The 12,844-nt window shown below is 62.4% G+C and carries 15 protein-coding genes; 8 read left to right on the top strand and 7 right to left on the bottom strand.

Annotated features, from left to right (window positions below):
• Positions 1 to 96: 96 nt before the first annotated feature.
• The 3 genes from rpsI to MesoLj_RS25180 form a co-directional block, all read right to left on the bottom strand.
• Positions 97 to 579 carry a 30S ribosomal protein S9 gene (gene rpsI, locus MesoLj_RS25190; RefSeq protein WP_013895952.1) on the bottom strand — a complete coding sequence of 161 codons (483 nt, stop codon included), beginning with the start codon at positions 577 to 579 and terminating at the stop codon, positions 97 to 99.
• Between the two features lies 1 nt (position 580).
• Positions 581 to 1,045: a 50S ribosomal protein L13 gene (rplM, locus tag MesoLj_RS25185; protein WP_010915638.1), complete on the bottom strand. Its 465-nt coding sequence runs from the start codon at positions 1,043 to 1,045 to the stop codon at positions 581 to 583.
• 214 nt (positions 1,046 to 1,259) lie between these two features.
• Positions 1,260 to 1,724 (bottom strand): PaaI family thioesterase, encoded by a 465-nt coding sequence (locus MesoLj_RS25180; RefSeq protein ID WP_202322937.1) that lies wholly within the window; start codon positions 1,722 to 1,724, stop codon positions 1,260 to 1,262.
• 153 nt (positions 1,725 to 1,877) lie between these two features.
• On the opposite strand from MesoLj_RS25180, the gene MesoLj_RS25175 reads away from it, so the two are divergent.
• The 7 genes from MesoLj_RS25175 (at position 1,878) to MesoLj_RS25145 (ending at position 7,147) form a co-directional block, all read left to right on the top strand.
• Positions 1,878 to 2,699: an enoyl-CoA hydratase gene (locus MesoLj_RS25175; protein ID WP_202322936.1), complete on the top strand. Its 822-nt coding sequence runs from the start codon at positions 1,878 to 1,880 to the stop codon at positions 2,697 to 2,699.
• Positions 2,700 to 2,701: 2 nt separating this feature from the next.
• Positions 2,702 to 3,124 (top strand): VOC family protein, encoded by a 423-nt coding sequence (locus MesoLj_RS25170; RefSeq protein ID WP_202322935.1) that lies wholly within the window; start codon positions 2,702 to 2,704, stop codon positions 3,122 to 3,124.
• A complete protein-coding gene (locus tag MesoLj_RS25165) occupies positions 3,124 to 3,906 on the top strand; it encodes an AAA family ATPase (RefSeq protein WP_202322934.1) in 783 nt (260 codons plus the stop codon). Before MesoLj_RS25170 ends, MesoLj_RS25165 begins: the two co-directional genes overlap by 1 nt.
• A 7-nt stretch (positions 3,907 to 3,913) precedes the next feature.
• Positions 3,914 to 4,672 carry a GNAT family N-acetyltransferase gene (locus tag MesoLj_RS25160; RefSeq protein WP_202322933.1) on the top strand — a complete coding sequence of 253 codons (759 nt, stop codon included), beginning with the start codon at positions 3,914 to 3,916 and terminating at the stop codon, positions 4,670 to 4,672.
• On the top strand, positions 4,659 to 5,180 hold the full coding sequence (locus MesoLj_RS25155; protein WP_140767880.1) for a CoA-binding protein: 522 nt from the start codon (positions 4,659 to 4,661) through the stop codon (positions 5,178 to 5,180). Before MesoLj_RS25160 ends, MesoLj_RS25155 begins: the two co-directional genes overlap by 14 nt.
• 246 nt (positions 5,181 to 5,426) lie before the next feature.
• Positions 5,427 to 6,707: an O-acetylhomoserine aminocarboxypropyltransferase gene (locus MesoLj_RS25150; protein ID WP_202322932.1), complete on the top strand. Its 1,281-nt coding sequence runs from the start codon at positions 5,427 to 5,429 to the stop codon at positions 6,705 to 6,707.
• Positions 6,708 to 6,799: 92 nt separating this feature from the next.
• On the top strand, positions 6,800 to 7,147 hold the full coding sequence (locus tag MesoLj_RS25145) for a cupin domain-containing protein (RefSeq protein ID WP_446720339.1): 348 nt from the start codon (positions 6,800 to 6,802) through the stop codon (positions 7,145 to 7,147).
• Here the strand turns inward: MesoLj_RS25145 and MesoLj_RS25140 are convergent, their stop codons facing one another.
• Together MesoLj_RS25140 and MesoLj_RS25135 are read right to left on the bottom strand one after the other, a co-directional pair.
• Complete coding sequence (locus tag MesoLj_RS25140) at positions 7,148 to 8,107, bottom strand: hypothetical protein (protein WP_202322931.1); 960 nt, start codon at positions 8,105 to 8,107, stop codon at positions 7,148 to 7,150.
• 135 nt (positions 8,108 to 8,242) lie between these two features.
• Entirely contained in the window at positions 8,243 to 9,493 is a 1,251-nt protein-coding gene (locus MesoLj_RS25135) for a cytochrome P450 (protein ID WP_202322930.1), read from the bottom strand.
• A gap of 104 nt (positions 9,494 to 9,597) precedes the next feature.
• Here MesoLj_RS25135 and MesoLj_RS25130 point away from each other — a divergent pair, with 104 nt between their 5' ends.
• Positions 9,598 to 10,701, top strand: a complete 1,104-nt coding sequence (locus MesoLj_RS25130; protein ID WP_202322929.1) for an NAD(P)/FAD-dependent oxidoreductase — start codon at positions 9,598 to 9,600, stop codon at positions 10,699 to 10,701.
• Positions 10,702 to 10,731: 30 nt separating this feature from the next.
• Here MesoLj_RS25130 and MesoLj_RS25125 read toward each other — a convergent pair whose 3' ends face one another.
• Positions 10,732 to 12,111, bottom strand: coding sequence for a pyridoxal phosphate-dependent decarboxylase family protein (locus tag MesoLj_RS25125; protein WP_202322928.1), 1,380 nt, complete (start codon positions 12,109 to 12,111; stop codon positions 10,732 to 10,734).
• A gap of 49 nt (positions 12,112 to 12,160) precedes the next feature.
• Entirely contained in the window at positions 12,161 to 12,751 is a 591-nt protein-coding gene (locus tag MesoLj_RS25120) for a hypothetical protein (protein ID WP_202322927.1), read from the bottom strand.
• Positions 12,752 to 12,844 lie beyond the last annotated feature (93 nt).

Below are 12,844 nucleotides of genomic sequence, written 5' to 3'. Positions count from 1 at the left end.
TTCATCCGCGACGCCGATCATTCCGCCGGTTGAGAGCGCACAATGCAAAAAGGCCGCCCGGAGGCGGCCTTTCGGTATTCGGAACGTTCGAGACGCTTAGCGCTTCGAGAACTGGAAGGAACGACGGGCCTTCGCCTTGCCGTACTTCTTGCGCTCGACGACGCGGCTGTCGCGGGTCAGGAAGCCGCCCTTCTTGAGCACGGCGCGCAGCGCCGGCTCGTAGTAGGTCAGCGCCTTGGAGATGCCATGACGAACCGCACCGGCCTGGCCGGAGAGACCGCCGCCGACGACGGTGGCGACGATGTCGTACTGGCCCGCGCGGTTGGAGGCGATGATCGGCTGATTGAGGATCATCTGCAGGACCGGACGCGCGAAATAGGTCGCGAATTCCTTGTCGTTGACGACGATCTTGCCGGAACCCGGCTTCACCCAGACGCGCGCAATGGCGTTCTTGCGCTTGCCGGTGGCATAAGCGCGGCCCGACTTGTCGAGCTTCTGGACGTGGACCGGAGCCGCGGCCTGGGTGTTGGTGTTGCCGGTGGCGGCGCCCAGTTCTGCGAGCGAGGAAAGCTCAGCCATCTTATGCGACCTTCTTGTTCTTGGAATTCAGCTTGGCCACGTCGAGGACTTCTGGCTGCTGGGCGACATGCGGATGCTCTGCGCCTGCATAGACGCGCAGGTTCTTCATCTGGCGACGGCCGAGCGGGCCACGCGGCACCATGCGCTCAACGGCCTTCTCGACGACACGCTCGGGGAAACGGCCCTCGAGCAGCTGGCGCGCGGTGCGCTCCTTGATGCCGCCGGGGTGGCCGGTGTGCCAGTAATAGACCTTGTCGGTGAACTTCTTGCCGGTGAACACCACCTTGTCGGCATTGATGACGATGACATTGTCGCCGTCGTCGACATGCGGGGTGAAGGTCGGCTTGTGCTTGCCGCGAAGATGATTGGCGATGACAGTGGCCAGACGACCAACGACGAGACCTTCGGCGTCGATCAGGATCCACTTCTTCACCACATCCGCAGGCTTCTGCGAAAAGGTTGTCATGTTTTCTGCTCTCGGTTCTGACCTTCACGAGGAAGGCGTTTCTTGTTGCTTGGATTGGCGATGGGCGCTTGCCCGCCGCCAATAACAAAACGGCGGCCTTTGCGGGCCGCTGCTTCGTGAGGGCTTATAGGCGAGGGGGAATTGCGCGTCAAGCCGATCAAAAGGCTCTCAAGCGGAGAAATGATAGCAAAAACAATAGTCTAGGAAAAAGGTATTATTTTACCACATCGCTGATGCGCTTCGGCGGGATCGAATAGGTGCCCGTGGCATGCGCGATCGTGTGTCCTTCCGGGCCGGCGACGATGTCGATGTCGAACACCATCAAGCTCTTTCCCAGCTTCAGGATGCGGCAATGGCCGTCGATCGGTCCGGCCTCGGCCTTGCGCACGAAGTTGATATTGAGGTTGGTCGTGACCGAGAGCGCATCCGGCCCGGCATGGCTGAGCACGCACACATAACCGCCAATGTCGGCCAGCGTGAAAAGGGCAGGGCCGGACACCGTGCCGCCGGGACGCAGATGCCGCTCGCCGGCGTTGAGCCGCACGATGCAGCCGCCGGGAAACACCTCGACCGCCTCGTAGGCGGCGGAATTCTCGTTGAGTTGCGGAAAGACGGTCTCCATCAGCGTATTGATCTGCGCTGCGGTCAGCACCGGTTTGAGATTGGTCTGGGCGGGCATGTCGGTCTCTCGTTCTGCGCAGGCCTGTATGGGCGCAGCCGGGCGTTGCTGGCAACACCTTCGGTCTTCTGGCGCAAGCGATGGGTGTTGGATGAAACCCGATCCGATATTAGATAGTCTGCCAGCCCGTTCGGAATCGCGGAGACCTTAGCCATGGCCGACATCCTTGCCATCAAGCCTGTCGCTGTCGAGGGGCCGGTGACGACCAGACTGGACAAGGGCGTGCTGCGCCTGACGCTCGCCAATCCTCCCGCCAACGCCCTGTCGCTTGGGGTGATGGCGGCACTGACCGCCGAATTCGACCGCGCCAAGGATGACAAGGCCGTTCGCGTCATCGTGCTGTCGGCAGCCGGAAAAGTGTTCTGCGCCGGCCATGATCTCAAGGAAATGACGGCGCGCCGTGCCGACGCCGATCGCGGCAAGGCCTTCTTCGAAGAGACGTTTGCCGCTTGCGCTCAATTGATGCAGGCGATCGTGCGCCATCCCCTGCCTGTCATCGCCGAAGTCGACGGCCTGGCGACCGCCGCCGGGCTGCAACTTGTCGCCAGCTGCGATCTGGCAATCGCCTCCCATGAGGCGACCTTCTGCACGCCGGGCGTCAACATCGGGCTGTTCTGTTCCACGCCGATGGTGGCGCTGTCGCGCAACGTCTCGCGCAAACAGGCGATGGAGATGCTCCTGACCGGCGAGACGATCGACGCGGCGACCGCCAAGGAATTCGGCCTGGTCAACCGCGTCGTGCCGCGCGAATACCTGAATCAGATCGTCACCAAATACGCGCAAACCATTGCTTCCAAATCATCTTTGGTGGTGAAGACCGGCAAGGAGGCCTTTTACGCGCAGGCCGAGATGGGTCTGGCGGATGCCTATGCCTACACCGGCCGCGTCATGGTCGAAAACATGCTGGCGCGCGACGCGGAGGAGGGCATCGGCGCCTTCATCGGCAAGCGCAAGCCGGAATGGACTGACGAGTAACCGTGGAACCGCGCATCTCCATCGTCACCATCGCCACGGACGATCTCGACCGTGCGGTGCGGTTCTACGAGGCGATGGGCCTGAGACGGCATGCCGGCATCACCGATGGCGTCGCCTTCTTCCAGATGGGCGGCGTCATCCTCGGCCTGTTCCCGCGCGCCAGCGCCGAGGCGGATTCGGGCATCACCTTCGCAAAGGCACCCTCCGCCGTCTATCTTGCCTACAACACCCGCTCCGACGCTGAAGTCGACGAGGTGCTGGCGATGGCTGAGAAAGCCGGCGGCCGCATCCTCAAGCCGGCCGGCCGCGCCTTCTGGGGCGGCTGGTACGGTTATTTCGCCGATGCCGACGGGCATGTCTGGGAAGTGGCGCACAATCCGGCCTTTCCAATCGCCGAAGACGGCACGATTTCGCTGCCTGATTGATGGCCTACCGCAAACAGCTGACACGGCTCAAGGCGCCCTATCTCAAGCGTATCCTGCTCGATCCGGAGCGGGTGTCCGACTGGGAAAAATATCCCTGGAACCTGCCGCTGTTTCGCGGCCGCGAATTCGAACTCGAATTCACCACCCCGATCACCATCATCGTCGGCGAGAACGGCACCGGCAAATCCACGCTTCTCGAGGCGATCGGCGCTCTGGCGGGCTACGACGAGGCTGGCGGCGGCAAGGGCTATCGACCGGTCGACCACTCCAGCGCCATCGACAAGAGCGGCGCTGCATTGGCAAACACATTCCGTGGCCACTGGCTGCCAAAGGTCACCGCCGGCTGGTTCTTTCGCGCCGAATCCTTCTATTCGGTGGCCCGCTACCTCGACCAAGCGGCACTGGAAGATCCATTCAAGCCACCGCCGCCGGATTTCCTGTCCTGGTCGCACGGCGAGGGGTTCATCCGCTTTTTCGAGGAGCGCTGCCGCAGGCAAGGCATCTACATCCTCGACGAGCCGGAGAGCGCGCTTTCGCCATCGCGCCAGATCGAACTGCTCAAGATGCTGCGGCGCATGGACCAGTCCGGCACCGCGCAGGTGATCATGGCGACGCACTCACCGCTGCTGATGGCTTGCCCCGGAGCGCAATTGTTCCGCATCAGCCGGTTCGGCCTCGACCCGACAGATTTCACCGACACCGATCATTTTCGCATGATGCGCGACTTCTGTAGCGACCCCGACATGTTTATGGAGGAAGCGCTGCGGGAAGACGACGCGTGACGGGCGCATGACAGACGACGATCTCAATTGGCGCATGGAAGAGGCGTGCAGGGAGGCCTGGCCGGCGGTGACCGAGACGGTCGTCGATGGCTGGGTCCTGAGGCGCTCGGGTGGCAGGACCCGGCGCGCGAACTCAGCCAATCCTTTGCGAGGCAGGCGGGGAGCGCCTGAAGCAGTGCTCGACGCTGCCGAGGCGTTTTATGTTGGCCATGGCCAGACGCCTCTCTTCCGCGTGCCTGATATCGCCGACGAACTGGTAGCGGCGCTCGACGGTCGCGGCTACGAGTTGGAAGGCGGAACCATCCATCTCCATGCGGGGATCGACGATTTGGCGGAGGTTCGCGACGAACACGTCACGGTTTCGCCAATGCCAAGTGAGGACTGGTTTGCCGCGCGGTTCCGCATGGGCGCCTATGACGACACCGACAGCCGCGTCTTTCGCGAGATGACTGGGCTGATCGTTGGTGACCGGGCGTTCGTATCCTGCGAACACGACAGCGAAATTGCCGCCTTGGCCTATGGCGTCATTCGCAATGGGCTGCTTGTGGTGGAATCGGTTGAAACGGATGGCCGCTTCAGGCAGCAAGGCCTGGGGCGCAAGACCGTTGGCGGCCTGATCGACTGGGCGCGACAGGCGGGTGCCTCGGCGGCATGCCTCCAGGTTGTGGCCGACAATGTGCCGGGCCGCGCGCTCTATGCCTCGCTGGGGTTCAATCGCGAACTCTATCCATATCACTACCGCAGGAAGCCGTATGAACCACGATAGCTACGACAACACCTACATTGCCGGCATCCTCAATTCGGTGAAGACCATCGCCATGGTCGGCGCGTCCGCCAACGACGTGAGGCCAAGCTATTTCGTCCTCAAGTACTTGCTGGCCAAGGGCTTTTCGGTGTTCCCGATCAATCCTGGCCAGGCCGGCAAGGAAATCCTCGGCCGCATGACCTATGCCAGCCTCGCCGATGTTCCCGGGCCAATCGATATGGTCGATATCTTTCGCGCCCCGGCGGCTGTGCCCGGCATCGTCGACGAGGCCTTGCGCCTCGACCCCTTGCCGAAGGTCGTCTGGATGCAGCTTGGCGTGCGCCATGACGAGGCGGCCGCCCGCGCCGAAGCCGCCGGCATCAAGGTTGTGATGAACCGTTGCCCCAAGATCGAGTACGGCAAGCTGTCCGGCGAGATCGGCTGGACCGGTGTCAATTCCGGGGTGTTGTCATCAAAGAAGCCGCTGATGCGCCAGGGCTTCCAGAGCTTTGGCGTGCGCCAGAAATGATGCATGTCGCCCAAAAGTGCGCGGCGGTTTTGGGATAACGACATGCACAAAAAGGATGCCTAAGGCGCGTCGCATGGATTCCTTCAAACGCGACGTACCTTAGGCGCAAAATTATTCCGGGAAGAAAGGTATTTTCTGGCGCGTTCATCGCAGATCGTTTGCCAAAAGGTATTTTCTTCTTTGCATTCATGCGCGGCCTTCGCCAAGAATGCGCGGCCAATTCGAGAAGTTCAAAGGGAGGTTTAAGTGACCCGTACGCCCGGTTTCAACACGCTCGCCGTCCATGCCGGCGCCAAGCCCGATCCGGCCACCGGCGCGCGCGCCACGCCGATATACCAGACGACCTCCTTCGTCTTCGATGACGCCGACCACGCCGCCTCGCTGTTCGGCCTGAAGGCGTTCGGCAACATCTACACCCGCATCATGAACCCGACGCAGGCGGTGCTCGAAGAGCGCGTCGCGGCACTCGAGGGCGGCACGGCTGCGCTTGCGGTCGCGTCCGGTCACGCCGCGCAGGTCATCGTGTTCCACAATCTGATGCAGCCGGGCGACAATTTCGTCGCCGCCAACAAGCTCTATGGCGGCTCGATCAACCAGTTTGGCCACGCCTTCAAGAATTATGGCTGGGAAGTGCGCTGGGCCGACACCAACGACATCTCGACCTTCGAAAGCCAGATCGACGGCAGGACCAAGGCGATCTTCATCGAGAGCCTTGCCAATCCGGGCGGCACTTTCGTCGATATCGAAAAGATCGGCGACATCGCCCGCAGGCACGGCCTGCCGCTGATCGTCGACAACACGCTGGCCTCGCCCTATTTGATCCGGCCGATCGAGCACGGCGCCGACATCGTCGTCCACTCGCTGACCAAGTTCATCGGCGGCCATGGCAATTCGATCGGCGGCGTCATTGTCGACGGCGGCACCTTCGACTGGTCGAAGTCGGGCAAGTACCCGATGCTTTCGGAACCGCGCCCCGAATATGGCGGCCTCGTCCTGCATGAGACCTTCGGCAATTTCGCTTTCGCCATAGCCGCGCGCGTGCTCGGCCTGCGCGACCTCGGCCCGGCGATCTCGCCCTTCAACGCCTTCCTCATCCTGACCGGCCTCGAAACCTTGCCGCTGCGCATGCAGCGCCACTGCGACAATGCCGTCACGGTCGCGGGCTGGCTGTCCAACCACCCCAAGGTCGCCTGGGTGAATTACCCCGGCTTGCCCAGCGACAAGAACAATGCGCTGCAGAAGAAATACTCGCCCCTTGGCGCCGGCGCCGTGTTCACCTTCGGCCTCAAGGGCGGTTATGAGGCCGGCGTCAAATTCGTCGAGGCGCTCGAACTGTTCTCGCATCTGGCCAACGTCGGCGACACCAAGTCGCTGGTCATCCATCCGGCGTCGACCACGCACCGCCAGCTTTCCGACGAGCAGAAGGTCAAGGCCGGCGCCGGCCCGGACACGGTGCGGCTTTCCATCGGCATCGAGGACGTCACCGACATCGTCGCCGACCTCGAACAGGCGCTCGCAAAGGTCTGATTCTTTTACCTCCCCCTTGCGGGGAGGGTCGGCGCATAGCGCCGGGGTGGGGGTGAGCCGGCGTGACGCCGGCTCTTTCATGGAGGCAAATTCTGTCCGCGCATTACCTGACAATATCAATCGACGGCGTCGAACCCGAATCTGGCGCGCCGGCGCCGGATCGTCTGATCTCGGGCGACCCGAAATTCCGCACCTGGAATGCCGAGGAGCGTGACGACGGCCTCTATGCCGGCATATGGGAGTCGACCCCAGGCAAATGGCGCATCGCCTATGACGAATGGGAGTTCTGCCACATCCTGTCCGGCGTTTCGGTGATCGCGGAAGACGGTGGCGAAGCGCGCACCGTCAAGTCCGGCGACAGTTTCGTGCTGAGGCCGGGCTTCAAGGGCAGCTGGGAAGTGCTTGAAACGACCCGCAAGGAGTATGTGATCAAGCTGTGATCACTTCGCCGGAAACTGGCTGAGGCAGGCTTCCGACGCCTTGTCGTGCGCCGTCAGCAGATCGGCGTCCTGCGCTTCGAGATCGGAATCCGATATCTCGTCGCGATAATATTGCGCCAGGAGGTCGAGCCCTTCCTGGCTGACGCCATAGGTCGGGATCTCGCGGGCAAGGCAGCCGCAAAGGCCGAGCGCACGATCGGGCGAGCCGGTCTTGTGGTTGGTCAGGATGAAATCCTGCGTCGGGCAGGCGTCGAGAAAGCCGTTGAAGTCCAGCTTTTGCTGTGGCTGGTCGCCATGGTTGAAATAGGCCGGCGGCCATTGGCTCTTGCCGCTCGCGACATCGCAGCCCGTGGCGATGTCCTGGGCATTTCTCGTGAGGGTGAGCCAGGCATTCTCCTTGTCCCCTTTGGGGTACTCGAAATCCTGGCCAACCATCGAGGCCGTATATGCATCAAGGTCGGCCTGTGTGAAACCGAGCGTCTGAAATCGGTTGATTTGGCACTGGCAAGCGGCACTCACTTGCTCTGTTTCACCCTTTAACGACTGTTGGCTCAGCTTGTTTTCTTGGCAAGCCGAGACAAAGGCGGTGCCATTCAACGACGAAGCAGGAAAGGTGGCTGCATCGACATAGTGCGTTCCATCCCAGCCGATCGTCGTCTTGTCGGACTGGATGTCGAAAAACCCGTTTCGTTTGAAGGGGCTGAGCGCGATCTTGTCTTGCGGCACCAGCCGCGCGCCGGGAATGCCGCCGAGAACCTCCTGATAGCTGTCGCCTTCCAGGACGAACAGGAAGTTGCCGCAATTGACGCCGTCGCAATCCGGTGCGTAGCGGTAGGCGAAGATTTCAGGCAAGCCGTCGAGATTGAGATCGACCTCGATGGCGAAGGATGCCAGCGGCAGGCCCTTCGACCCGGTCTGCCGCTCCAGCAGGCTCATCGCCATCTTCTGCGCGATGGCCATGCTGTTTTCCCAGGGAATGTTTTCCGGCTGTTGCTGGGCGCGTGCCGCTCCCATGCAGGCGCATAGAAACGCCAATGCGAACGCCGTCGCCGGTCTCCAAAACAGTCTCATCGCGCAGCCCCAGGCCCGCGATCGTCAGAAGCCGACGGCGAGCGTTTCCAACCCATGGAAGTGGTAAGTGTCGCGGAAGCGGGGCTGTTCGGCAAGATGCAGTCGCGGGTGCCGTTCGAACAAAGTCTTCAGCGACACCTGCAGTTCAAGCCGGGCCAGCGGCGCACCGATGCAGAAATGAATGCCGGCGCCGAAGGACACGTTCTTCTGGTCCGCACGAGCCGGCCGGAAGGCCTGCGGTTCGGCAAAGGCGCGCGGATCATAATTGGCCATGCCCAGCAAGAGCCCGATAGTCTGGCCCGGCTGTACGACGATGCCGGGCGCCACTTCGATCTCCTGATAGGCATAGCGCGTGAACATGTGCAGCGGCGCATCGAAGCGGAGGCATTCCTCGACAGTGGCGGCGGTCGCTTCGGGTGAGGTGAAGAAGCGGCCGGGATCACCGCCTTGCGCCAGGATCGAGCGCACCGCATTGCCGGTCTGGTGCACGGTCGCCTCATGGCCGGCATTGAGCAGCAGGATCGCCGAGGACACCATCTCGTCTTCCGACAGCCTCTGGCCGTCTTCCTGCGCCGAAATCAGCAGCGAAAGCAGGTCGTCGCCGGGATTCTTGTGTCGTTCAGTGACGTAGCCGCGCAGGAAATCGGCGAATTCGCCCGCCGCGCGGTTGGCCGTCTCCTCGGTTTCGCGGGTGCGGCCATGGATGTACATGGCGACCATTTGATGGGACCAGTCGAGCAGTTGCGGTCCCATCTCGACCGGCACGCCGAGCATTTCGGCGATGATGGTGATCGGAAGGGGCGAAGCGAAGGCGGGCAAAAGGTCGACTGGACCAGCCGGATCAAAACGGTCGATCAGCTCATTGGCGAGTGCCTCGACCCGCGGTCGCAGCCGTTCGACCTGGCGCGAGACAAAGGCCCGGTTGACCAGCGTCCTCAGCCGCGTGTGCACCGGCGGCTCCAGCTCCAGCATCGAATTGGCTTCGATGCCGTCGAATGCCGTGAGATGGCTTCGGTCCTGGCCGACGCCGCGGCTGTCGGGAATGCCGGCCGGGTTCTGGCGGCCGAAACGGCGATCGCGCAGCAGCCGGTTGACATCGTCGAAGCCGCCGAAGCACCAGAAGCCGAACTCTTCCCAGTAGAACGCATTCGATGCGCCGTGCAGGAAGGCATACGCTTCATACGGATTCAGGAAGAAAGCCGGCTCGTGCGGGTCGAGCCTCAGCTGTCGTGTGGCTGGATCAAAGGCGATGTAGGGGAGCGTCAATTTGGTCATGCCAGACCCATAGCGCGGCTTGCCAGCCTCATTCCAGACCGTATGTTGGCGCGCGACAACCCATGAATTGAGCCAGCCGAAGCGGCTGCGGAAGGTCTGAGCGGATGAATGTGATTGTCGTCGGTGCGGGTATTGCCGGTCTCTCCACGGCGTGGTCGTTGGTCAAGGCCGGCCACAGCGTGTCGATCGTCGAGCAGGGACCGATCCCCAATCCGCTGGCCGCGTCGGGCGACCATCACCGCATCATCCGTCGCGCCTATCGGGCCGGAACCGGTTACGGCCGGCTGATCACCGAAGCCTATGAAGCCTGGGACGAGATGTGGGCCGATCTCGGCGAAAACCATCTCGATGCGCGCGGCTTCGTCTGCATTTCACGCGAACCGGGCGACGAGGCCGAGGAATACCGCGAGGGCCTGGAAGAAGGGAATTTTCCCTTCGAGTTGTTCGAGCCCGACGCCGCGGTCAAGCGTTGGCCTTTCCTTGAGCCAGGCTCGTTCCGTTATGCCTATTATTCGCCGGAAGGCGGCGCGCTCCACTGCCGCAAGATCGCTTCCGGCCTTGCCGCCTGGCTCCGAGCCAACGGCGCCAATGTTTACGAGCACAGCAAGGTGACGGAGGTCGATACCGAGGCCGGCCATGTCGCGCTCGAAAGCGGCGAAACCATGCAGGCCGACCGCATCGTCGTCGCTGCCGGCGCCTGGGTGCTGAAGCTGTTTCCGGAACTGGACGGTGAGTTGAAGACCTATCGAACAGCCCTTGCCTATGTCGAACCGCCGGCCGACCTGAAGGCGGCCTGGCAGGCCGCTCCCGTCATTCTCGATGTCGGTGGTAAGACCGACGGCTACATTGTCCCGCTTTCGCGCGGCACTGGCATGAAGTTCGGCTCGGGCCTGCACAAGGTGCCGACCAGCGATGCCGACTGGAACCGTGAGCCGGTGCCGGGCGAGGGCGAGGCGATCCGCAACCTGTTTTCACCGCCGATCGCCCGCATCGAGGAGTATGAGGTGATTGAAGTGGTCACCTGCGCCTACACTTTCACCGAGGACGAGAAATTTCTTGCCCATGAGAAGGGCAGGTGCCTTGTCGTCTCGGCCTGCTCAGGTCACGGCTACAAGTTCGGGGCGGCGGTTGGTCGGCGCGTTGCGGCTGCGGTCGGCAATGGCGACATCGCGGGGCTGAAGCAATGGTTGCGGGCGGAGGTGGCTTGAGTGCAAGCCAGGGCGAGGACGTGCGACGGCTCAGTGATTGAGCTCGTCAGCGGCGGCAATGACTTCGGAAACAATCGCCCGTACGTCATCTGGCGTCGTTCGGTGATTGACGAAACACGCCCGCAGCACGAACTGGCCGTTGATCGAGGCATTTGACAGATATACCTGGCCGCGCGCAATCACGCGGCGCAGGATCGCTTCATTGTCCTTCGAGCGGTGGCGAAAGCAGACCGCGCTCAGCGATACCGGCGCAAGCTGTTCCAGTTCAGGCCTCGTTGCGATTGCCTGAGCCAGCATTTGCGCATGGTGGAGATCGCGCGCAATGGCTTCGCGATAGGCACTGCGTCCGTGATATTGCAGTGACATCCAGAGCTTCAGCGCGCGGAAGCGTCGCGAGAGCTCGATCGATTCCTCAAAGAAGGCAAATGCTTCCGTGGGGTCTTCGCTCAGTATCCTGACGTAATCGTCGCTGTGCGAGAACGTCGTGCGCGCAATGTCTGGATGGCGATTGAGCAGGCAGCCGCAATCGAGTGGTTGATAGAGCCATTTGTGTGCGTCGAGCGACAGCGAATCCGCCAAAGACAATCCCTGGAATTTTTCCGGAACCGCCAGAGCCGCCAGTCCCCCATAGGCACCATCGACGTGCATCCACAGGGCCTCTCTTCGGGCGATGTCGGCAATTTCGGGGAGGGGATCGATCGCGCCGGAGACGATGGTGCCGACCGTGGCCACGATGGCGATTGGCGTGTTGCCGGCCTCGCGGTCGGCAGCTATTGCCGCCCGGAGGGCATCCGGGCGCATCCTGAATTTATCGTCGACAGGGATCAGGCGAAGATTTCTTCTGCCTATGCCCAACAGCGCGACGGCCTTTGGAATCGACATGTGCACTTGTTCGGAAGCATAGATTACGCAGGCTCGTGCGCCTGTCTCGTTGGCTGGCAGCTTCGCTTCCCGCGCCATCGCCAACGCCATGAGGTTGGCCATCGAGCCGCCACCGCACAGGCTGCCGGTAAATCCCGCGCAGCCGACGGCTTCCGCCAGCCATCCAACAACGGTGCGTTCGATCGACGTCGCCGCCGGCGCCGACCGCCACGACGTCACATTCTGATTGAGCACCGCGGCCAGCAATTCGCCGAGGGCGCCGATTGGTTCGCCTGAGCCGAGGACGTAACCAAAGAATCTGCCGGTTGCAGGCCGCGCATGCTCAGTAATCGACTTGAAGTCCTGGAGGACGTCCCGGCCACGCGCATTCTCCGCCCAAGGCCGCGAGAAGAGTTCAGTCGTATTCTTGCCGCTGGTCGAGGGATACGCCCGACGTTCCTCGAGGGACGCCCAATAGCTTTTGGCCAGATCCAGGGCTTCTTCCGCAAGATCCGATAGTTCTTGATTGGAAATTTCCAGGTCGCGCATGTCCTCGGCCCAACGGAGATCCGCTGTGGCGCAGGCTATGCTATCCCCGCTAATCCTGGCAATGCCTGGGAATATGCACGCGCCGCCAGCCTGACGATCCTTCGCGGATCAGCACGCGCCGCGCCACGGTCTGGTAGGAAGCGGGGACGTCGATGATGCGCCTTTGCTCCGGCCGCACCAGCACTTCCTCGGCGATCTGGTCGTATTGCGCCGGAATGACGACCCGCCGCGTGCGTTCAGGCTGGATCACCACCGTCTCGGCGACGCGTTCGTAGCGTGCCTTGTGCCAGATCTTGCACAGCACCTTGCGGCCATGGATGACGCGCCATTCCCAGGAATAGCCGCCGCCATCGACCCTCACCGTGTGATAGACGGTGCGGGTGACGGCGGGCACGACCTCGTAGGTCACCTGTGCCGGAGCGGTCATCACCACGCGTTCACGCGTGCCGTAGATGGGTGGGGTATAGTCGACCACCTGGCCGGGTGGGCTGACCATCGCGTCTTCATAGACAGTGTCGTAGACATCAGGCGTGCGGACCGGTTCGTAGCATTCCACCGCGCGGCCGCCTGCCGCCGTCTGCGAAGTCGTGCCGAGCATGGCCAGCCCGGCAATGGCGAAGGATACGCTTCTCCTGAACATGACACTCCCCCTGTTTGAACCGCAGCCACAAGTTCAACGTTGAATTGTAGGGTAAGCGGTCCCGGAGAAAAGCGGTTTCGCCGCATTTCGTTA

The sequence above is a fragment of the Mesorhizobium sp. 113-3-9 genome (genome assembly GCF_016756515.1).
Taxonomy (GTDB): domain Bacteria; phylum Pseudomonadota; class Alphaproteobacteria; order Rhizobiales; family Rhizobiaceae; genus Mesorhizobium.
The sequence above is the reverse complement of the archived record's forward strand: the minus strand, read 5'-3'. Positions and strand labels throughout refer to the sequence as shown.

What these genes read in the sequence shown, in the direction of transcription:
- rpsI (WP_013895952.1), bottom strand. Translation starts at nt 579, where the DNA reads ATGGCTGAGCTTTCCTCGCTCGCAGAACTGGGCGCCGCCACCGGCAAC.
- rplM (WP_010915638.1), bottom strand. Translation starts at nt 1,045, where the DNA reads ATGACAACCTTTTCGCAGAAGCCTGCGGATGTGGTGAAGAAGTGGATC.
- MesoLj_RS25180 (WP_202322937.1), bottom strand. Translation starts at nt 1,724, where the DNA reads ATGCCCGCCCAGACCAATCTCAAACCGGTGCTGACCGCAGCGCAGATC.
- MesoLj_RS25175 (WP_202322936.1), top strand. Translation starts at nt 1,878, where the DNA reads ATGGCCGACATCCTTGCCATCAAGCCTGTCGCTGTCGAGGGGCCGGTG.
- MesoLj_RS25165 (WP_202322934.1), top strand. Translation starts at nt 3,124, where the DNA reads ATGGCCTACCGCAAACAGCTGACACGGCTCAAGGCGCCCTATCTCAAG.
- MesoLj_RS25160 (WP_202322933.1), top strand. Translation starts at nt 3,914, where the DNA reads ATGACAGACGACGATCTCAATTGGCGCATGGAAGAGGCGTGCAGGGAG.
- MesoLj_RS25155 (WP_140767880.1), top strand. Translation starts at nt 4,659, where the DNA reads ATGAACCACGATAGCTACGACAACACCTACATTGCCGGCATCCTCAAT.
- MesoLj_RS25140 (WP_202322931.1), bottom strand. Translation starts at nt 8,107, where the DNA reads ATGGCCATCGCGCAGAAGATGGCGATGAGCCTGCTGGAGCGGCAGACC.
- MesoLj_RS25135 (WP_202322930.1), bottom strand. Translation starts at nt 9,493, where the DNA reads ATGACCAAATTGACGCTCCCCTACATCGCCTTTGATCCAGCCACACGA.
- MesoLj_RS25130 (WP_202322929.1), top strand. Translation starts at nt 9,598, where the DNA reads ATGAATGTGATTGTCGTCGGTGCGGGTATTGCCGGTCTCTCCACGGCG.
- MesoLj_RS25125 (WP_202322928.1), bottom strand. Translation starts at nt 12,111, where the DNA reads ATGCGCGACCTGGAAATTTCCAATCAAGAACTATCGGATCTTGCGGAA.
- MesoLj_RS25120 (WP_202322927.1), bottom strand. Translation starts at nt 12,751, where the DNA reads ATGTTCAGGAGAAGCGTATCCTTCGCCATTGCCGGGCTGGCCATGCTC.